This is a genomic window from Roseovarius halophilus (ex Wu et al. 2025), assembly GCF_047086965.1.
This window is the reverse complement of sequence record NZ_JBKOTX010000049.1, coordinates 12,598-31,904: the sequence shown is the minus strand read 5'-3', so window position 1 is coordinate 31,904 and position 19,307 is coordinate 12,598. Positions and strand designations below refer to the sequence as shown.

The 19,307-nt window shown below is 67.4% G+C and carries 16 protein-coding genes; 7 read left to right on the top strand and 9 right to left on the bottom strand.

Annotated features, from left to right (window positions below):
- Nucleotides 1-858: N-acetylmuramoyl-L-alanine amidase family protein (locus tag ACH107_RS12130; protein WP_412506086.1), on the top strand; the 858-nt coding region annotated here is incomplete at its 5' end.
- A 5-nt stretch (nt 859-863) separates the two neighbouring features.
- On the opposite strand, the gene ACH107_RS12125 is transcribed toward ACH107_RS12130, so the two are convergent.
- Nucleotides 864-1,475, bottom strand: a complete 612-nt coding sequence (locus ACH107_RS12125) for a class I SAM-dependent methyltransferase (RefSeq protein ID WP_412506085.1) — start codon at nt 1,473-1,475, stop codon at nt 864-866.
- A 155-nt stretch (nt 1,476-1,630) separates the two neighbouring features.
- Between ACH107_RS12125 and ACH107_RS12120 the strand changes: the two genes are divergently transcribed.
- The 3 genes from ACH107_RS12120 (at nt 1,631) to ACH107_RS12110 (ending at nt 6,214) form a co-directional block, all read left to right on the top strand.
- On the top strand, nt 1,631-4,165 hold the full coding sequence (locus ACH107_RS12120) for a penicillin-binding protein 1A (RefSeq protein ID WP_412506084.1): 2,535 nt from the start codon (nt 1,631-1,633) through the stop codon (nt 4,163-4,165).
- 82 nt (nt 4,166-4,247) lie between these two features.
- Complete coding sequence (gene prfB / locus ACH107_RS12115) at nt 4,248-5,372, top strand: peptide chain release factor 2 (protein WP_412506083.1); 1,125 nt, start codon at nt 4,248-4,250, stop codon at nt 5,370-5,372.
- A 77-nt stretch (nt 5,373-5,449) separates the two neighbouring features.
- Complete coding sequence (locus ACH107_RS12110; protein WP_412506087.1) at nt 5,450-6,214, top strand: DUF2189 domain-containing protein; 765 nt, start codon at nt 5,450-5,452, stop codon at nt 6,212-6,214.
- A gap of 31 nt (nt 6,215-6,245) precedes the next feature.
- Here the strand turns inward: ACH107_RS12110 and ACH107_RS12105 are convergent, their stop codons facing one another.
- Nucleotides 6,246-7,346, bottom strand: coding sequence for a hypothetical protein (locus tag ACH107_RS12105; protein ID WP_412506082.1), 1,101 nt, complete (start codon nt 7,344-7,346; stop codon nt 6,246-6,248).
- A gap of 4 nt (nt 7,347-7,350) precedes the next feature.
- Nucleotides 7,351-9,369 (bottom strand): transketolase, encoded by a 2,019-nt coding sequence (gene tkt / locus ACH107_RS12100; RefSeq protein ID WP_412506081.1) that lies wholly within the window; start codon nt 9,367-9,369, stop codon nt 7,351-7,353.
- 259 nt (nt 9,370-9,628) lie between these two features.
- Here tkt and ACH107_RS12095 point away from each other — a divergent pair, with 259 nt between their 5' ends.
- Complete coding sequence (locus tag ACH107_RS12095; protein WP_412506080.1) at nt 9,629-10,177, top strand: hypothetical protein; 549 nt, start codon at nt 9,629-9,631, stop codon at nt 10,175-10,177.
- Nucleotides 10,164-10,559, top strand: coding sequence for a cell division protein ZapA (locus ACH107_RS12090; protein ID WP_310690970.1), 396 nt, complete (start codon nt 10,164-10,166; stop codon nt 10,557-10,559). Before ACH107_RS12095 ends, ACH107_RS12090 begins: the two co-directional genes overlap by 14 nt.
- A 125-nt stretch (nt 10,560-10,684) precedes the next feature.
- On the opposite strand, the gene grxD is transcribed toward ACH107_RS12090, so the two are convergent.
- From grxD to ACH107_RS12060, 6 genes are all read right to left on the bottom strand, one after another.
- Entirely contained in the window at nt 10,685-11,047 is a 363-nt protein-coding gene (gene grxD, locus ACH107_RS12085; protein ID WP_310690971.1) for a Grx4 family monothiol glutaredoxin, read from the bottom strand.
- Nucleotides 11,048-11,100: 53 nt separating this feature from the next.
- A complete protein-coding gene (locus ACH107_RS12080) occupies nt 11,101-11,385 on the bottom strand; it encodes a hypothetical protein (protein WP_412506079.1) in 285 nt (94 codons plus the stop codon).
- A 16-nt stretch (nt 11,386-11,401) separates the two neighbouring features.
- Complete coding sequence (locus ACH107_RS12075; protein WP_310690973.1) at nt 11,402-11,638, bottom strand: BolA family protein; 237 nt, start codon at nt 11,636-11,638, stop codon at nt 11,402-11,404.
- Nucleotides 11,605-12,228, bottom strand: coding sequence for a hypothetical protein (locus ACH107_RS12070; RefSeq protein WP_412506078.1), 624 nt, complete (start codon nt 12,226-12,228; stop codon nt 11,605-11,607). The genes ACH107_RS12075 and ACH107_RS12070 overlap by 34 nt, the downstream gene beginning before the upstream one ends.
- Before the next feature lie 3 nt (nt 12,229-12,231).
- Entirely contained in the window at nt 12,232-14,391 is a 2,160-nt protein-coding gene (purL, locus tag ACH107_RS12065) for a phosphoribosylformylglycinamidine synthase subunit PurL (RefSeq protein WP_412506077.1), read from the bottom strand.
- 345 nt (nt 14,392-14,736) lie between these two features.
- Nucleotides 14,737-15,639 carry a LysR family transcriptional regulator gene (locus tag ACH107_RS12060; protein ID WP_310690976.1) on the bottom strand — a complete coding sequence of 301 codons (903 nt, stop codon included), beginning with the start codon at nt 15,637-15,639 and terminating at the stop codon, nt 14,737-14,739.
- A 159-nt stretch (nt 15,640-15,798) separates the two neighbouring features.
- Between ACH107_RS12060 and ACH107_RS12055 the strand changes: the two genes are divergently transcribed.
- Nucleotides 15,799-19,218, top strand: coding sequence for an indolepyruvate ferredoxin oxidoreductase family protein (locus ACH107_RS12055; protein WP_412506076.1), 3,420 nt, complete (start codon nt 15,799-15,801; stop codon nt 19,216-19,218).
- Nucleotides 19,219-19,307: the final 89 nt, after the last annotated feature.

The window sequence follows — 19,307 nt, the reverse complement described above, 5'->3', positions numbered from 1 at the left end:
AGCGTGGACGAGACCGACGGCACCGCCCGGCTGCGCGTGCGGATGGCCCCCGCCGGGGCCGAGGCCTTTGCCGCCGCCGCGGGTGCGCCGCATGATCCGGACTGGGATTTCGGCCTGGGCGATCCGGGGCAGGGCCTGGCCCTGCCCGCCGAGGAAACCCTTGTGGTTGTGATCGACCCGGGCCATGGCGGGGTCGATCCCGGCGCGCGACACGGCGGCGTGGAAGAGGCCGACCTGATGCTGGCCCTGGGGCTGGAACTGGCCGAGGCCCTGCAGCGGATGGAGGGGGTCAGGCCCTATCTGACCCGCGAGGCGGACGTCTTCGTGTCGTTGCAGGAACGGCTGACGCGGGCCCGCGCGGTCGAGGCGGACCTGTTCATTTCCCTGCACGCGGATGCGCTGGAAGGGCTGCAGGCCACGGGGGCCAGTGTCTATACCCTGGCCGACGAGGCTGTCGGAGAGGCCACCCGGCGCATGGCCGAACGCCACGGGCGGGCGGATATCGTTGCCGGGCTGGACCTGTCGGGCCAGGACGACGCGGTGGCGACGGTGCTGATGGATCTCGCGCGGCTGGAAACCGGCCCCGCCGGCGCGCGCTTCGCCGAGGAAATCGTGGCCGGGCTGGAGGCGCGCGGCGCGCCGCTGACCCGCCGGCCCCGGCGCGAGGCACTTCTGGCGGTGCTGACCAGCGCGGATTTCCCTGCGGTCCTGCTCGAGGTCGGATTTCTGTCCCATGACGGCGACCGTGACCGGCTCTCCAGCCCCGAGGGCCGCCGCTCGCTCGTCGAGGGTGTTGTGCTCGCCATCGACCGCTGGGCCATCGCCCAGCGGGCGCTGTCCCCGCTCAAGCGGCAATAGTGCGCTCAGGCCCCGGTGAAGCGGGCCAGCCAGACGCTCTGGCCGCCGCACTCGGGGTCCTCGGCCCGGAAATCCAGCAGGCGAAAGTGGTTTTCTGCCAGCAGGGCGCGATAGGCATCCGGGTCAAGCGACGCGTGGTAGATCGGCGCGCCCGCTGCCTCGCCCCGGGTCTCGCCCGCCCGCGCGCCGGTGGTGAACAGCAAGGCCGCGCCCGGCGTCGCATGGCGGCGGAAGACCGGAAAAACCCGGTGTTGGTCGTCGGGGGGCAGATGAACCAGGCTGTCCCAGGCCAGCAGCGCATCGAAAGGCCGGCCGAGGGCCAGGTCGCGCATGTCTTCCTGTTGGGCCTCGGTCCCCGGCAGGTTGGTGCGAAAATGCGCCAGCATGCGCGGGGCCGCATCCACGCCGGTCACCTCAAGCCCGCGTTCGGCCAGGTAGGCGGCCAGCGGCAGGCCCGTGCCGCAGCCCAGATCAAGCAGCCGCCGCGGCCCGTCATGGGCCGGCGCCACCCCGACCATGCAGTCCAGCCAGCCCTTTTCGACCAAGGTGCGCTTGCGCTGTCGCTGGAAATCGTCCGCGACGCGGTTCCAGGTCTCGATCGGTGTCTCCTGCCTCATGGGGCGGGTCTGAAGCCCATGCCCAGCGGCCGCAACCACCCGGCAGGCCTGGTCACGAAACCGGCAATCCTTGGCCGAGACGGGGCACTGGGCTTTTGACCCCGCGCCCTTGGCCCCATATAACCAAGACCTGACAACCGGGGGCCGCGCGCCGCATGATCCTGCGATTCATCCTGTCCTTCTTCGGAAGCATCTTTTCGTTGCTGACCCTTGGTGCCGGCATGGCCGCGCTGACGCTGGGCGCGATTTTCTACATGTACGGCAAGGACCTGCCCACGCACGAGGCCCTGGCCAGCTACCAGCCCAAGACCGCCAGCCGGATCTATTCCGCCGAAGGCCAGATCATCGACGAATTCGCCACCGAAAAGCGGCTGTTCACCCCGATCGAGGAAATCCCCGACGTGGTCAAGGATGCCTTCGTCAGCGCCGAGGACAAGGATTTCTACAGCCATGACGGCTACAGCGTGACCGCGATCCTCTCGGCGGTGCGCGACATGGTCGTCACGCGCGGCGAGACCGTGCGCGGCGGCTCGACGATCACCCAGCAGGTGGCCAAGAACCTGCTTCTGGATGGTTCGCGCACCATCGAACGCAAGGTCAAGGAGATCATCCTCGCCCCCCGGCTGGAACAGACGCTGGGCAAGGACGGGGTGCTGGAAATCTACCTCAACGAGATTTTCCTGGGCCAGAATTCCTTTGGCGTGACCGCCGCCGCGCGGACCTATTTCAACAAGTCGCTGTCCGAGCTGACCCCGGGCGAGGCTGCCTATATGGCCTCGGTCACGCGGCGTCCCTCGGACATGCACCCGGTGCGTGACCGTGATGTCGCCGTCTTCCGCCGCAACAACACCCTGCGCGAGATGTTCGAGAACGGCTATATCGACCGCGCCACTTATGATGACGAGCGGGACGCGCCGCTGCTGAGCGTTCAGAACGGCGACTTTCCCTCCTACGCGCAGGCCGCGGCAGAGCGCGATTATTTCACCGACGAGATCCGCCGCCAGCTGGATCGCGACATGGTCGGCGAGGATTTCAGTTCGGCCGGGCTGGCCGTGCGCGCCACCATCGAGCCGGACATGCAGAGTGCCGCGCGCGAGGCGCTGCGCAAGGCCCTGTGGGATTTCGACCGCGGAAAGGGGTCCTGGCGGGGCACCGGGGTCTCGGTGCCCGTCGAGACGCTGTCCGACGAGGCGGCCTGGCGCGCAGCCCTCGACGAGGCCGACGTGGCCCGCGGGATCAGCTACGAGGGCGCATGGCGCCCGGCCGTGGTGCTCGACGTTCAGGACCAGCAGCTCGTGGTCGGCATCGAGGACGTGCCGCTGGACGATGCGCGCGGTAACACCGTGCCGCGCAGCGATACCGCCTGGTTCAGCGGCGATCTCTACGAGAATTTCGACCGGGGCGACGTTCTCCACCTGGCCGCGGTTGAAGAGGACGGCGCGTTCCAGCGCTGGTCATTGCGGCAGGTGCCCGAGGTGCAGGGCGGCTTCATGGCCATGGACGTCAACAGCGGCCGCGTGCTGGCCATGCAGGGCGGCTTTGCCTTCGAGGATTCGGAGCTGAACCGCGCGACCCAGGCCAACCGGCAGCCGGGTTCGGCCTTCAAGCCCTTCGTCTATGCCGCCGCGCTGGATTCGGGCTGGACCCCGGCCACCATCGTGGTGGACGCCCCGATCGAAGTCCGCGCGGGCGGCGAGATCTGGCGCCCCATGAACGCCAGCAACCGGTTCTATGGCCCCACGCCCCTGCGCACCGGCATCGAGCGGTCGCGCAACATCATGACCGTGCGCCTGGCGCAGGAGATCGGCATGGAGGTCATCGCCGACTACGCCGAGGATTTTGGTGTCTACGACCAGATGGCCCCCAATCTGTCTGCCGCGCTTGGCGCCGACGAGACGACACTTTTCAAGCTGGTCTCGGCCTATGCCATGTTCGCCAATGGCGGCGAACGGGTGCAGCCGACGCTGATCGACCGGGTGCAGGACCGCTTTGGCGAGACGATCTATTCCCATGACCAGGCCGAGGGCAACAAGCGCGTCTGCGTCAACTGTGACGACGCCGCGCTGCCCGAGGGCCTCGCCCCGCGCGTGGTCAACGACCGCGACCGGGTGATGAACGCGGTGACGGCCTATCAGCTGACCTCGATGATGCGCGGCGTTGTCGAGCGCGGCACCGCCAGCGGCGCGGTCAACCTGCCGGTGCCGGTGGCCGGCAAGACCGGCACCACAAACGATGCCAAGGATGTCTGGTTCGTGGGTTTTTCCAGCAACATCGTTGCGGGCTGCTACATCGGCTATGACACGCCGCGCAACCTGGGCGGGGGCGCCTCGGGCGGGGCGCTCTGTGCGCCGGTGTTCCAGCGCTTCATGGAACAGGCGGTCGAGCGCTATGGCGGTGGGCCCTTCGAGGTGCCCGAGACCTGCCGGTTCATCAGCATCGACCGCTTTTCCGGCGCGCGCCTGCCCGACGAGGCCCGGGGACCGAACGTGGTGCGCGAATGTTTCCGTGCGGGCGAGGAACCCGTCTTCGGCCTGACCTATGACGGCGGCTACGAGATGGCCGGCGACCTGCCTCTGGTGGACGAGGTGCGCGAGGCCCGCGGCGTGCAGGTGCGCACCAATTCCGGCGGCAGCGCCACGGTGAACGACAACGCCTCCTTCGGGACGCTCAGTTCCGGCGGGCTTTACTGACAGGCCCTCGGGCGGCGCCCGGTTGTGGGGGCTGGCCTGCTGGGCTATCACCCTCCAAACCAACAAACAGGACGACCCATAGATGCGCGCCGAGACGCAGAACATCGTTGCCGAGATCGAAAAGAGTCTCGACCTGCTGGCCCAGCGGATGGACCGCGAGACGGCAGACCACCGCATGGAGGAGTTCAACGCCCGCGTCGAGGACCCCGACCTGTGGAACGATCCCGAGGCGGCACAGAAGCTCATGCGCGATCGTCAGGCCCTTATCGACCAGATCGCGGTCTTCGATGGAATCCGCCAGGACCTGAGCGACCAGCAGGAGTTGATCGAAATGGGCGAGATGGAAGACGATCAGGAGATCGTCGCCGATGCCGATGCCGCGCTCAAGGCCCTGCGCGACACCGCCGCCCGCAAGGAACTGGAGGCGCTGCTCAATGGCGAGGCCGACGGCAATGACACCTTCCTGGAAATCAATGCCGGGGCGGGCGGCACCGAGGCCTGCGACTGGGCACAGATGCTCCAGCGGATGTATGTCCGCTGGGCCGAGAAGAAGGGCTACAAGGTCGAATTGCAGTCCGAGGAACCCGGCGGCGAGGCGGGAATCAAATCCGTGGCCTACAAGATATCCGGCCGCAACGCCTATGGCTGGCTGAAATCCGAGAGCGGCGTCCACCGTCTGGTGCGCATTTCGCCCTTCGGTAAGGGCACGCGCGAGACTTCATTCGCCAGTGTCTGGGTCTACCCGGTGGTGGACGACAACATCGAGATCGAGGTGAACCCCTCCGACATCCGCATCGACACCTTCCGGTCGTCGGGGGCGGGCGGTCAGCACGTCAACACGACGGACTCGGCGGTGCGGATCACCCACCACCCCACCGGTATCGTCGTGACAAGTTCGGAAAAGTCCCAGCACCAGAACCGCGACATCGCCATGAAGGCGCTGAAATCGCGGCTCTACCAGCAAGAGCTGGACCGCCGCACCGCCGACATCAACGAGGCGCACGAGAACAAGGGCAGCGCCGGCTGGGGCAACCAGATCCGGTCCTACGTGCTTCAGCCCTACCAGATGGTCAAGGACCTGCGCACTGGGGTCGAAACCTCGGACACCCAGGGCGTTCTGGACGGCGCGCTGGACCAGTTCATGGCCGCGACCCTGGCGCTGGACGTCTCGGGCAAGTCGCGCGCCGAGGCCGCCGCCGAGGACTGACAATGCCCTCGCACGGGGCTTGACGCGCCATGAGCGCCTCGGGAACATGATCCCGACGGAGGATCACGATGCCCGAGATGTCCGAGGCCCGCGCGGCTGCGCCGCGCCCCGAGATCGCGACCCTGACCTTTGCCGACATTCGCGCGGCGCTGGTGCTGGGCTGGCGCGATTTCCGGGCGGCGCCGCAATTCGGGCTGTTTTTCTCGGCCATCTACGTGCTGGGCGGGTTCCTCATGGTGCTGCTCTCGGCGGGGCATGTGACCTGGGTCCTGGCCACCTCGCTGGGGTTTCCGCTGGCCGCGCCCTTCGCCGCCGTGGGCCTCTACGAGGTCAGCCGCCGGCTCGAGCAGGGCCGTGCGCTGGACTGGTACAAGGTGCTGGGCGTGGTCTGGGACGAGCGCAAGCGCCAGGTGCCCTGGATGGGGGCGATCATCGTCTTCTACTTCCTGTTCTGGACCTTCTTCGCGCATATGCTCTTTGCGCTCATCATGGGGGTGTCGAACATGCGCAGCACCTCGCTCGAGGCCTTTCTGACCCCCGAGGGGATGACCCTGATCGCGGTGGAACTGGCGGTGGGCGCGGTGGCGGCTTTCGTGCTCTTCGCGCTGACGGTGGTCAGCCTGCCGCTGGTGCTCGACAAGGAGGTGGACTTCATGACCGCCATGCTGCTGAGCTTCGAGACCGTCCAGCGCAACCTTCTCGTCATGCTGGCCTGGGCCGCTGTGATCGCGGTCATCAGCCTGGCGGGGCTGCTGCCGGGCTTCCTGGGGCTGATGGTGGCGCTGCCGCTTCTGGGGCACGCGACCTGGCACATGTACCGCCGCGCCCTGATCCACCCCTGAGCGGGCTGTTGTCATCGGGGTGCGGGCGGTTTCACCCGATGTGCCCCCGTGCACCGGGCAGCAGGCGCGGCCAGTCGGCGGCCAGCTCGGGATCGGGGCGCGCGCCTTCAGGGGTGGTGCTGCGGTCCTTCTTCCAACTTGTGCTGGTCTGGAAGCAATGCCAGAACATCGGGGCGCGCCGCTGCGAGATCTGGTGCAGCGGACCGCCGAGGCGGTGCACGGTCCAGTCAAAGCGGCCCGAGATGGACTGCGGTACGACGCACCATTTCGGCATGCAGGGTTTCTGGCCCGGAACGGTCAGGTCATGGGCCTGTTGTGGTGCGGGCCACTCGGTCGCCGCATAGCACCACCGCCCGCGAAAGGCGACCTGCCCGCTGCGGCTGCGCGCGGCCATGTCATAGATCGAAACCGGGCCGGGGCGCATGATCTCGTCAATGTCCAGCGAGAGCACCCCGCGGGCGCGGGCGGCATAGTGCAGTCGCACGAGGTTGAACATCGCGGCCTGGAAGAACATTGGCGGCACTTCCAGTCGGCCCGTCTTGCCTTTTGCGGGGCCAAAAGGAGCCGGTGCAGACAGCACCAGGTGGTCGTTCAGTCCCGCTACGGCAGAAAGCGTGGCGCTGACCGCCTCGGGCGCGTAGCGATCCGACCCGTTGTCGATGAGGATCACTGCATCCGTGCCCTGGCCGGTCACATGGGCCTTGGCCCAGGTCGCGATCCAGTCCGGGTCGTTGTTGCGGGACACGGCGATCAGCAGATTGCGCCCGGCAAAGCGCGCGCGGGCATCCGGGGTGGGCACCACCGGCGCGGACCAGGCGCCGTGGCGCAGGAAGACCGGATCATCGGGCAGGGGCGTCGAAAGCCATTCATAGCGCATAAACCGCCGGCGCCGCAGGCGCAGCGGCGCGCCAGCGGCCTCAAGCCCCGATCGCACCACGGGCCAGAGGTTCAACAGGCGCGGGCAGATCAGGTTCAACCGCCCATCCGCCGCCCAGGCTTCGTAGATCAGCGTCCGGCGGTCATAGGCCGCGCGATAGGCCTCGGTCTGCCGCGCGGGCGGGCGCGTGTAGCGCCGTTCTGGTCCGCCCTCGGGCAGGCGGACCAGCGACAGGTGGTGAACATGAGGCGACATGACCCTACAGCAGGTCCCGGACCTTTTGCGCCACGGCCTCGGCCGTGATGCCGAACTCTTCGAAGAGCGTCCCGGCGGGGGCCGAGGCGCCAAAGCCCTCCATGCCCACGAAATCGGCCTTGGCCTCGCGGCCGCGTTCGCCCAGCAGCCATTGGTCCCAGCTCTGGCGCACCCCGGCCTCGACGGCCACGCGCACCGGCCCACCGGGCAGGACGCGCTTGCGGTATTTCCCGTCCTGGGCGGCGAACAGCTCCATCGAGGGCATGGAGACGACGCGGGTGCCGATGCCCTCGGCCTCCAGCAGGTCGCGCGCGGCCAGGGCCACGGACACCTCCGAGCCGCTGGCCAGCAGGATCGCCTGCCGCTTGGCGGCCTCGGCGTCTTTCAGGACATAGCCCCCCTGCGCTGTCAGGTTCCGGGTCTTGTGGTCCGTCCGCACCGTGGGCAGGCCCTGCCGCGACAGGGCCAGGGCGCTGGGGCGGTCGGTCGCGGTCAGGGCGATTTCCCAGGCCTCGGCCACCTCGACGGGGTCGGCGGGGCGCAGCACGTTGAGGTTGGGCGTCGCCCGCATCAGCGCCAGATGCTCGACCGGCTGGTGGGTCGGGCCATCCTCGCCCAGCCCGATGGAATCGTGGCTGACCACATAGGTTGCCGGCACGCCCATCAGCGAGGTCAGGCGCATGGCCCCGCGCATGTAGTCGACGAAGCACATGAAGGTGCCGCCATAGGGGCGGATGCCACCATGCAGCGCCAAGCCGTTCATCACCGCGGCCATGCCGTGTTCGCGGATGCCGTAGTGGATGTAGCGCCCGTCGCGGTTGTCGGGATTGAAAACGCCAAGGCCCTCGGTCTTGGTGTTGTTAGAGCCGGTCAGGTCGGCGGAACCGCCCAGGGTTTCGCCCATGACAGGGTTGATCACTTCCAGCACCTTCTGGCTGGAGGCCCGGGTGGCCAGTTTGGGGGCCTCTTCGGCGAATTGCTTTTTCAGCGCCTTGATCGTGGCCGAGAGCTTTTTCGGGGTCTGCCGGGAAAAGCAGCGGTTGAACTCGTCCTGCCGTGCGGTCGACAGCTTGGCGAAGGCGGATTCCCAGTCGGCGCGGGCCGCCGCGCCGCGCTGGCCAAGGCCTTCCCACCAGGCCTTGATGGCCGGGTCGACCTCGAAATCGCCCATGGGGGCGCCATAGGCCTCTTTGGTGGCGCGCAGCTGCTCGGCATCCGTCAGGGCGCCATGGCCCTTGGCGGTGTCCTGCGCGGCATGGCCCAGTGCGATATGGGTCTTGCACGAGATCATCGAGGGGCGCGGATCGGCCTTGGCTGCCACGATGGCGGCGTCGATGGCCGCCGGGTCGTGACCGTCGATCTCCTGAACGTGCCAGCCCGAGGCGGCAAAGCGCGCCGCCTGGTCGGTGGCATCGGCCAGGTCGACCTGGCCGTCGATGGTGATCTTGTTGTTGTCGAAAAAGACCACGAGGTGGCCCAGCTTCTGCATCCCGGCAAGGCCGATGGCCTCTTGGCTGATGCCCTCCATCAGGCAACCGTCGCCGGCCATGACATAGGTGTGGTGGTTGATGATCTTCTCGCCCCAGCGGGCGCGCAGGGATTCCTCGGCGATGGCAAAGCCCACGGAATTGGCCAGGCCCTGGCCCAGCGGGCCGGTCGTGGTCTCGACCCCCTCGAGATGGCCGTATTCGGGGTGGCCGGCGGTGCGGCTGCCCCACTGGCGGAAGTCCTTGATCTGTTGCAGCGTCGCCTGCTCGTAGCCGGTCAGGTACAGCAGCGCATAAAGCAGCATCGAGCCATGCCCGGCCGAGAGGATGAACCGGTCGCGGTCGGGCCAGTGCGGCGCCTTGGGATCGAACCGCAAGTGCTTTTCGAACAGGACGGTGGCGACATCGGCCATGCCCATGGGCATGCCGGAATGGCCCGAGTTGGCCGCGGCCACGGCATCGAGGGCCAGTGTCCGGATGGCGGTGGCGCGCGCCCAGTGGTCGGGATTGGCGCTGGAAAGGGCTTGGATATCCACGTGGGGTCGTCCTTTTGATGTCATGACTCGTTGCCGCGGTCATAGCAGGGCACCCCCCAAGTTCAAGGCGTGGCTGCGTGCCGCGTCAAGGGTGGGTCGCAAGTGCTTGAAAACCGAGTACGAGTGGGATTTGCCGACCATCGGGCGATGGCATAGTCTAAATCTCAATGAGCCGCGATTCGCACCTGCGGGTGCGGGGCGACGGGCCGGCGGGGGATTTGGACAGTCGCCAGCAGGGCCCAGAGGAAAGGACGGGCAGATGAGCGAGATCGCGCAGTTCGAGACGCGGATATCGGCGGCCCTGGACCGCATCCGCACGGCGGCCAAGGCGGAAAGGCCGTCCGAGGCCCCCCCCGAGACCGCCTCGGAGGCCCCGGAACAGCAAGCCCCGCCCGAGGCGGTCAGCGCCGAGCACGTGGCGGAGCTGGCCGCCCTGCGTACACAACTGGACGAAGAGCGAACTGCCAACGCCCAGCTGGAGGAACGCGTCAAGGCGCTCAAGCAGCGCCAGGATGGCAAACTGAGCGAGCTGGAAAGCGCGGTCGAGGCCGGCCGCCAGCGCGCCGCCGAGACGGACCGCGATTTGCAGCGCCTGCGTGCGGTCAACGCCGAGCTTCGCGAGATCAACGACCAATTGCGCCAAGCCGTCGAGGCCGGCGTCAGCGAGCCGCATCTGATCAACACGGCGATGCGGGCCGAACTTGACGCGCTGCGCGCCACCCAAGCCGCGGATGCCGCCGAGATGGACACGATCCTGGGCGAATTGCGCCCGATCCTGGAACAGGAGGCCGAAGATGCCACAGGTTGAGATCAGCATCGGCGGCCGGACGTTCGAAGTCGCCTGCCAGGAGGGCGAGGAACAGTACCTGCACGCCGCTGCGGCCATGCTGGACACCGAGGCAAGCACGCTCTCGGCGCAGATCGGGCGCGTTCCCGAAAACCGGATGCTGTTGATGGCCGGGTTGCTACTGGCCGACCGAACCGCGGCGCTGGAAGACAAGGTCCGCGCCGCCGAGGCCGATAGCGCCGAGATGCGCGCCCGCCTCGAGGCGCTTGAGGCCACCCCGCCGAAACCGGCGCGTCTCGAGGTGCCGGTGGTCCCCGCCGAGGTGACCGACACCCTGGCCGAACTGGCCGCCCGGGCCGAGGCGCTGGCCGAGGAACTTGAAGAGCGGCCCCAGGAGGCCTGAGTCGCGGACGGCGGAACAGCCCGCCCGCGTGCCTGCTGCGGTGCCCGCGAAACATCGCACCAAGATGTCGGAGATCCCGGCCCGAGGGGGCGGCGCCCGTTTTCGGTGAAAACCGGGGCCTCGGCTCAGGCGTTGGCTTCGCGGATCTTGTCGGCGGCGGCCTTGTCGTAGGTCACGCCGCTGTCCTCGAGCAGCTGGTCCAGCTCGCCCGAGAGCGTCATCTCGGTGATGATGTCGCAGCCGCCGACGAATTCGCCCTTCACGTAGAGCTGCGGGATGGTCGGCCAGTCGGCATAGTCCTTGATGCCCTGGCGGATATCGTCATCGGCCAGAACGTTGATGTCGGTGAACTCGACCCCCATGAAGTTGAGCACACCGGCCACGCGCTGGGAAAAGCCGCACTGCGGCATGGATTTCGTGCCCTTCATGTAGAGCACCACGTCGTTGGCCTTCACGGTTTCGTCGATCTGGGTCTTGGCGTCGGTCATGATCTGTCGTCCTCTTCTTTCGATGGCATCGGGGGCCTTGCCCCGTCGTGCGCTCAGGTCCTGGCGCTGTCTTCTTCGCCCGTGTCGTTGGAACCCTCGTCCAGGGCGTTGTTCACTTCTGGATCGTTGAAGTCGTTGGGATCGTAGTCTTCGGGATCGAAGCTGTCCTCGCTGTCGGCCAGGGCTGAGACATGGGTCGTGCCGCTGTCCTCGTTATAGACAAGCCCGTAATCCGAGGGACCTTCCGACTTGAAGCGCCGGTATTCGTGAATGCCGGCGTAGACAAAGGCTGCCACGAAGGGCAACAGGATCAATCCTGCTATCAGGCGGGCTTCCATGGCGGGCCTCCTTGCGTCAATCGGGGGCGCGGGTCGTCAGGGCCAGGGCATGCAGGGCGCCATCGGGGCCGTCCATCTTGCCCTTGAGCGCGGCGTAGACGGCGCGTTGTTGCTGGACCCGGTTCTTGCCCTTGAAACTGGGGTCCACCACCTGGGCCGCGAAATGGGCACCGTCGTCCCCCTCGACCGTGATCTGCGCCTGCGGGAAGGCGTCGCGGATCATCTCCTCGATCTCGCCTGCGGTGATGGGCATGGGGGTCTCCTGTCAGGTGGCTTCTGGCAAGATGTAGGCCGGTCGGCCGCCTCCCGCAAGGGCTGCACGCGGCTGCGCAGGCCGCGCAGGAAGCCCTCGACCCGGGTGGGCAGGGGGCCGGTGGCCAGCGCGGTAGCCCGCGCGACTCTCATCCGTGGCGGGCAGAGCGCGGCGATCAGGTCGCGGCGCGTCGCCTCGTCGCGGTCGGTCAGGGGCAGGGTCTCGGCTGCCGCCAGAAGGCCCAGCACCTCGTGCAGGCGCCGCAGGTGGCGAAAGGTGTCCAGCATGGGGGCCAGAAGATCGGGGTCGTCGCGCCAGCTCGCCCCGTCGAACAGGGCGATGGTGCGCTGCCCGGCCCCGGCGCAGTCGAAGCGCACGCAGCCGGAAAACCCGCGCGCCGAGAGGTCGGCATGGATGCCGCAGTCATGGCCATCAAGGTTCGGGCAGGGCACCCCGGCGGGCTTGTCGATGGCGAAGGCCGCGCCCCTGTCCAGCGCCAGCCCGACACAGCACAGGGCGGCGCAGCTGGCGCAATCGGCCTGCAATGACGGCAGAACGGGGGCGCCGGGGTCTTGGTCGGCGCCCGGCATCGATCAGCCCAGATGGTCGGCAAAGGCGCCGCGGAAGAGCGCGGACAACTCGGACAACGGCGCCTCGCTGCCGCCAATGCGCACCGTGTCCCCCGCGAAGCGGCCAACGGTTTCAAGCGGCACCCCGGCGCGGCTGGCGGCGACCATCAGCGCCTCGGCCTTGTCAAAGCTGCAGGACACCAGGTAACGGCCCTGATCCTCGCCGAAAAGCTGGGCATTGTCGGCGGGGTCGAGGTGCAGCCCGACGCCCGCGGCCTCGGACAGTTCAAAAGCCGCCAGCGCCAGCCCGCCGTCGGACAGGTCGGTGCAGACGTCGATCCAGGCGCGGTTGTCGCGGACGAAGTCGCCGTGGCGCGCCTCGGCCTCCAGGTCCACCGCCGGGGCGTCGCCGTCGGCGCGGTTGAAGACTTCGGCCAGCAGCGCCGACTGGCCCAGGTGGCCCGTGGTCTCGCCCACCACGAGGGCCACGTGCCCCTCGCGCACGGTGCCGCCGATCAGGTCGTCGGCATGGTCGATCAGCCCCACCGCGCCGATGGTCGGCGTGGGCAGGATCGCCTGGCCATCGGTTTCGTTGTAAAGCGAGACATTGCCGGAAACGATGGGCATGTCCAGGGCGGCCACCGCCGCGCCGATGCCCTTGATGGCCATGACGAACTGGCCCATGATCTCGGGCTTTTCGGGGTTGCCGAAGTTCAGGTTGTCGGTGCTGGCCAGCGGCTTTGCCCCCACGGCAGTCAGGTTGCGATAGGCTTCGGCCACGGCCTGCTTGCCACCCTCGAAGGGGTTGGCCTTGACGTAGCGCGGGGTCACGTCCGACGTGAAGGCCAGTAGTTTGTCGGTGCCATGCACCCGGGTCACGCCCGCGCCCAGGCCTGGCGTGCGGACGCTGTCGGCCATGACCTGCGTGTCGTATTGTTCATAGACCCACTGGCGCGAACAGTAGTTGGGCGAGGTGACCAGCGCGCGCAGCCCGTCGATGGGGTCCACGTTGACCACGTCGCCCATATCGTCGGCGGGTTCGGGGGCCTGCCAGGGGCGGTCATATTCGGGCGCCGAGCCCGAGAGCGTCGCCAGCGGCAGGTCGGCCATCACCGTGTTGCCGTGCATCACCAGGAACCGGTCCTCGGCCAGCGTCTCGCCCACGATGGCGAAGTCGAGGTCCCATTTCTCGAAGACGGCGCGGGCCTCGGCCTCTTTTTCCGGGCGCAGCACCATGAGCATCCGTTCCTGGGATTCCGAGAGCATCATCTCGTAGGCGGTCATGGCCGCTTCGCGCTGGGGCACGTCGTCGAGTTGCAGCTTGACGCCGAGGCCGCCCTTGTCGCCCATCTCGACCGCCGAGCAGGTCAGCCCGGCGGCGCCCATGTCCTGGATCGAGATCACCGCGCCGGTCTCCATCAGTTCAAGCGTGGCTTCCATCAGGCGTTTTTCGGTGAAGGGGTCGCCCACTTGCACGGTCGGGCGCTTTTCTTCGATCGACTCGTCGAATTCCGCCGAGGCCATGGTGGCCCCGCCCACACCATCGCGGCCCGTCTTGGCCCCGAGGTAGACCACGGGCACCCCGACGCCCGAGGCCTCGGAGTAATAGATCTTGTCACTGTCAACCAAGCCCGCGGCAAAGGCGTTCACAAGGCAGTTGCCGTTATAAGCCGGATCAAAGCGCACCTCGCCGCCCACGGTGGGGACGCCAAAGCAATTGCCGTAGCCGCCGATGCCTTCGACGACGCCGTGCACCAGTTGTCGGGTTTTGGGGTGGTCCGGTTCGCCGAAGCTGAGTGAGTTCATCGCGGCGATCGGACGCGCGCCCATTGTGAAGACATCGCGCAGGATACCACCCACGCCGGTGGCGGCCCCTTGGTAGGGTTCGATGTAGGAGGGGTGGTTGTGGCTTTCCATCTTGAAGACCACCGCGAGCCCGTCGCCGATGTCGACGATGCCCGCGTTCTCGCCCGGCCCGCAGATGACCTGGCTGCCCTCGGTTGGCAGGGTGCGCAGCCATGCCTTGGAGGACTTGTAGGAACAATGCTCGTTCCACATGGCCGAGAAGATGCCCAGTTCGGTGAAGGTCGGGTCGCGGCCGATGAGCTCGAGGATGCGGTCGTATTCGTCGGGCTTGAGGCCATGGGCCTCGATCAACTCGGGCGTGATGGCTGGCTCTTGCATGATGCGCGGGGTCCCCTGCGGTGTCCGTTGCCGGCCCGTTTACGACATGGGCCGGTGCTGGGCAATGCGGGCCGGGCGCGGAACGCGGCGATCTTTCCAGCTTGGCCGGCCGCCGGGCTGCGCGTTTCCGCCTGACCCTGGCGGCGGACGAAAAAAAGCCGGGCCAAAAGGCCCGGCGAAGTCCAACAGGGAGGTATGAAGATGATGAGCTTTTCAGCATCACCCGCTTCACAAGACGATTTAGGCAGCAGTCCCGACTCGCGCAATGCCTATTGCTGCAACGCCTTCACATCACGGGTATGAGTATTTTGCATAGCGCGCACTTGGAAGGGGCCGCAGCCGCGATCAGGCGGTTTCAGCGCGCGCGCGGCGGCGATGGGCGAGGATTTCCTCCTGCACGAAATCGCGGAAGGCCATGACCCGCTTGGATTGGCGCAGCTCCTCGGGATAGGCAAGAAAAACAGGGACTTCGCCGCTCTCGACCTCGGGCAGCACGCGACGCAGGCGGGGCGTGAACTCGGCCACGTAGTCCGGAAGGACGCCGATTCCGAGGTCCGATTGCACCGCCTGAAGCACCCCGAAATAGTTGTTCACATGGAGCAGCTTTGGCGTGTCGTAGGTCAGCAGGTGTTGCACGAGTGTCGCACCTGCCGCCACCTGAAAGGCGTTCGGGCTCTGGCAGATCAGCCGATGGGCGCCGATCTGGTCCAGCCGACCGATTGGGCCGGCGGCATCAAGGTAGGCATCCGTCGCATAAAGCCGCATCCTGACCGACATCAGCCGCTTGCGGATCAGGTCGGCCTGGCTGGGTTCTTTCATGCGGATGGCCACATCGGCCTCGCGCATGGGCAGGTCCAGCACCCGTTCCTCGAGCATCAGGTCGATGTTCAGGTCAGGGTACTTGGCATAGAGCGTGGGCAGGCGCGGCGCCAGCCAGAGTGTGCCGAAGCCGGTGGTCGTCGTGACCTTGAGCTCACCGAAGACCTCTTCCTCGCTGTCCTTTATCCGGGCCGAGGCGGCATCGAGTCGGCGGCTCATGGCCCGGGTCGCATCGAAGAGCAACTCGCCCTGCTCGGTGAGAATCAGCCCCCGCGCGTGGCGGTGAAACAGGGTGGTGTTGAGCGACTCCTCCAGCGCGCGGATCTGGCGCGAGACCGCCGATTGGCTCAGGTGCAGCATGTCGCCGGCATGGGTCAAGCTGCCCGCATCGGCCACCGCGTGAAAGATTCTCAGCTTGTCCCAGTCCATCGCCATTCCTTCCGGAAAGCCTGCGCCGCCAGTTCCTGTTGGTCATTACACCGCGTGCTATGGTCTTTGCAAAGGGCATTGTCGCGCAGTTCGTCCTTTGTAGGTCAGTGTTTGTGACCTATACTGTCGTAACGCTCAACGGATGCGAGGAGGTGCCCAATGAGCCTGCAGGAGATATCCCTGTCCGACCGGTTCGATCTTTCGAAATCGCCGGTGCTGCTCAACGGCACCCAGGCGCTGGTGCGGCTAATGCTGATGCAACGCGCGCGCGATGCCGCGGCGGGGCTCGAGACCGCGGGCTACGTGACGGGCTATCGCGGCTCGCCGCTGGGGTCGGTGGACCTGCAGATGCAGCGCGCCGAAAAGGAACTGGCCGCCGCGCAGGTGCGGTTCCAGCCGGGGCTGAACGAGGATCTCGCCGCGACCGCGCTCTGGGGCAGCCAGCAGGCGGAGCTGCGCGGCGAGGGGCGCCATGATGGCGTCTTCGGCCTGTGGTATGGCAAGGGCCCCGGCGTGGACCGCTCGGGCGATGTCATGCGCCATGCCAACATGGCCGGAACCGCGCCAAATGGCGGCGTCCTGATGGCCATGGGGGACGATCACACCGGCGAAAGCAGCACCACGCTGCACCAGTCCGACTGGGCCATGGTGGATGCCTACATGCCCATCGTCAGCCCCGCCGGGGTGCAGGAAATCCTCGATTACGGGCTTTACGGCTGGGCGCTGAGCCGCTTTGCCGGGGTCTGGGTCGGCCTCAAGACGATGAAGGACACCATCGAGGTCACCAGCGTCGTGGATGGTGACCCCTTCCGCCAGTCCTTCGTCACACCCGATTTTCCCATGCCCGAGGGGGGCCTGAACATCCGCCTGATCGACACGCCAGTGGCGCAAGAGGCACGGATGATCGACCACAAGCGGTTCGCCGCCGAGGCCTTTTCGCACGCCAATGGCATGGACCGGCGGGTCTGGGGTAAACCGGGCGCGAAGATCGGGCTGGTGGCCGCGGGCAAGAACTGGCTGGATCTGCAGCACGCCCTGTCGCTGCTGGGCATCGACGCGGCCGAGGCCGAACGGCTGGGGATCACCACCTACAAGGTCGGGCAGGTCTGGCCCATGGACATGATCGGCTTTCACGACTGGGCCGAGGGGCTGGACCTGATCATCTGCGTCGAGGAAAAGCGCAAGCTGATCGAGGTGCAGGTCAAGGAGGCGATCTTCGACGACCGTCAAGGACGGCGCGTCTACGGCTGGCACAAGGGCAACGCCTATGTCGGCGACCGGCGCGAGGAACTGTTCCCGACCCGCTATGCGCTCGACCCGATCTGGGTGGCCGAGAAGCTGGGCGCGGTGCTCATCGAAGAGGGCCGCCGCACCGACGCCATCGAGGGCGCGCTGGCCAAGCTCGCCGAGGCCCGCCGCGCCGACAACGCCGAGGAGATCGCGGCCCGACTGCCCTACTATTGCTCGGGCTGCCCGCACAACAGTTCGACCAAGGTGCCGGAAGGCGCGCGCGCCTATGCCGGGATCGGCTGTCACTACATGGTGCAATGGATGGACCGCGACACCGTCGGCTTTACCCAGATGGGTGGCGAGGGGGCGAACTGGGTGGGCGAGGCGCCGTTCTCGACGCGCGCCCATGTTTTCCAGAACCTCGGGGATGGCACCTACAACCATTCCGGCGTTCAGGCGATCCGCTTCGCGCTGATGGCCGGCACCAACATCACCTACAAGATCCTGTATAATGACGCGGTCGCCATGACCGGCGGCCAGAAGAACGACGGCGACCTCGGCCCGGACCAGATCTGCCGCGAGTTGCTGGCCATGGGCCTGCGCGACGTGGCCGTGGTGCATGATCCCAAGGAAGGCTTCGACATCCACAGCCTGCCCGCCGGTGTTCATGTGCATGACCGCGCCGACATGGACGCCGTGCAGCGCGGCATGGCGCAGGTGCCCGGGGTCTCGGCAATCGTCTATGTCCAGACCTGCGCCGCCGAGAAACGTCGCCGCCGCAAGCGCGGCCAGTTTCCCGATCCCGACCGCCGCGTCTTCATCAACACCGATGTTTGCGAGGGCTGCGGCGATTGCGGGGTGCAGTCGAACTGCGTCTCGATCGTGCCGGTGGAAACCGAACTGGGCCGCAAGCGCGCCATCGACCAGTCAAGCTGCAACAAGGATTTCTCCTGCCTCAAGGGGTTCTGCCCCAGCTTCGTGACCGTCGAGGGCGCGCAGCTGCGCCGCGACGAGGGCGTGGGGCTGGACTTGCCCGCGTTGCCCGCGCCCGCGCTGCCGGTGATCGAGGGCACGCACAACGTCGTCATCACCGGCGTGGGCGGCACCGGCGTGGTGACCATCGGCGCGGTGCTGGCCATGGCCGCCCATGTCGACGGCAAGGCGGCCGGCATGATGGAGATGGCGGGCCTCGCGCAGAAGGGCGGCGCGGTGCACATCCATTGCCGCATCGCCGAAGAGGCCCGGGACATCGCCGCGATCCGCGTGGCGATCGGGGAATGCGATACGCTGATCGGTGGCGACCTTGTGGTCAGCGCCGGGGCCAGGACGCTGGGCCTGACGACGCCGGGCCGCACCCGCGCGGTGGTGAACGCGCATGAGGTCATGACCGGCGATTTCACCCGCGACACGGACTTCACGCTGCCGACCGACCGCTTGAAACTGGCGCTGCAGGCGCGTCTGCAAGACCGGCTGGCGATGTTCGACGCGAACGAACTGGCCAGCCACCTGCTGGGCGATGCGATCTATTCCAACATGCTGATCTTCGGCGCCTGCTGGCAGATGGGCGGCATTCCCGTCTCGGAGGCGGCGATCAAGCGCGCCATCGCGCTCAACGGCGCCGCGGTCGCGCGCAACACCCGGGCCTTCGACTATGGCCGCTGGGCCGTGCTGCACCCCGACGAGGCGGCGGCGCTGCTGGAGGACAAGGTGGTCGAGAAGCCGAAAACCCCGGATGAGCAGATCGCCTATCGCGCTGCGCATCTGACCGCCTATCAGGATGCCGCCTATGCGAAACGCTACACCGATTTCGTCGCCCGCTTTGACGGGCCTTTGAAAGAGTCTGTGGCCAAGGGCTATCACAAGCTGCTGGCCTACAAGGACGAATACGAGGTCGCGCGCCTGCACCTTGAAACCCGCGCCAAGGCCGAGGCCGAACTTGGCAGTGACATCAAGCTGACCTACCATCTGGCCCCGCCGGGGCTGAGCAAGGCGGACTCGGACGGGCGGCCGCAGAAACGCGCCTTCCGCGAGGCGACCCTGCGGCGGCTGTTTCCGCTGCTGGCGCGGCTCAAGCGCCTGCGCGGCACCTGGGCCGATCCCTTCGGGCGCACCGCCGAGCGGCGCATGGAACGCGGCCTGATCGCGCAATACGAGGCCGACATGGACGAGGCCCTGCGCCTGATGCGCCGCGACACGCAAGAGGCCGCCCTCGCGCTAGCCGAGCTGCCGCTGTCCATCCGCGGCTTCGGGCCGGTGAAACAGGCCAACGCGGACAAGGCCGCGAAACGGCGCGAGGAACTGCTGGCCGTGCTGCGCGCGCCCGAGCGGGAAAAACGGGCCGCCGAGTAACAGTTTGATGTCAAAACGCCCTTCGGGCTGGCGATTGCCGCGGCGGCTGCCTAGTATCGCCAGACCCCGCCCGACAGGACAAACCCGCC

What these genes read in the sequence shown, in the direction of transcription:
- ACH107_RS12060 (WP_310690976.1), bottom strand. Translation starts at nt 15,639, where the DNA reads ATGGACTGGGACAAGCTGAGAATCTTTCACGCGGTGGCCGATGCGGGC.
- ACH107_RS12105 (WP_412506082.1), bottom strand. Translation starts at nt 7,346, where the DNA reads ATGTCGCCTCATGTTCACCACCTGTCGCTGGTCCGCCTGCCCGAGGGC.
- grxD (WP_310690971.1), bottom strand. Translation starts at nt 11,047, where the DNA reads ATGACCGACGCCAAGACCCAGATCGACGAAACCGTGAAGGCCAACGAC.
- ACH107_RS12120 (WP_412506084.1), top strand. Translation starts at nt 1,631, where the DNA reads ATGATCCTGCGATTCATCCTGTCCTTCTTCGGAAGCATCTTTTCGTTG.
- ACH107_RS12110 (WP_412506087.1), top strand. Translation starts at nt 5,450, where the DNA reads ATGTCCGAGGCCCGCGCGGCTGCGCCGCGCCCCGAGATCGCGACCCTG.
- ACH107_RS12070 (WP_412506078.1), bottom strand. Translation starts at nt 12,228, where the DNA reads ATGCCGGGCGCCGACCAAGACCCCGGCGCCCCCGTTCTGCCGTCATTG.
- ACH107_RS12080 (WP_412506079.1), bottom strand. Translation starts at nt 11,385, where the DNA reads ATGGAAGCCCGCCTGATAGCAGGATTGATCCTGTTGCCCTTCGTGGCA.
- ACH107_RS12055 (WP_412506076.1), top strand. Translation starts at nt 15,799, where the DNA reads ATGAGCCTGCAGGAGATATCCCTGTCCGACCGGTTCGATCTTTCGAAA.
- prfB (WP_412506083.1), top strand. Translation starts at nt 4,248, where the DNA reads ATGCGCGCCGAGACGCAGAACATCGTTGCCGAGATCGAAAAGAGTCTC.
- ACH107_RS12125 (WP_412506085.1), bottom strand. Translation starts at nt 1,475, where the DNA reads ATGAGGCAGGAGACACCGATCGAGACCTGGAACCGCGTCGCGGACGAT.
- ACH107_RS12075 (WP_310690973.1), bottom strand. Translation starts at nt 11,638, where the DNA reads ATGCCCATCACCGCAGGCGAGATCGAGGAGATGATCCGCGACGCCTTC.
- purL (WP_412506077.1), bottom strand. Translation starts at nt 14,391, where the DNA reads ATGCAAGAGCCAGCCATCACGCCCGAGTTGATCGAGGCCCATGGCCTC.
- ACH107_RS12095 (WP_412506080.1), top strand. Translation starts at nt 9,629, where the DNA reads ATGAGCGAGATCGCGCAGTTCGAGACGCGGATATCGGCGGCCCTGGAC.
- ACH107_RS12090 (WP_310690970.1), top strand. Translation starts at nt 10,164, where the DNA reads ATGCCACAGGTTGAGATCAGCATCGGCGGCCGGACGTTCGAAGTCGCC.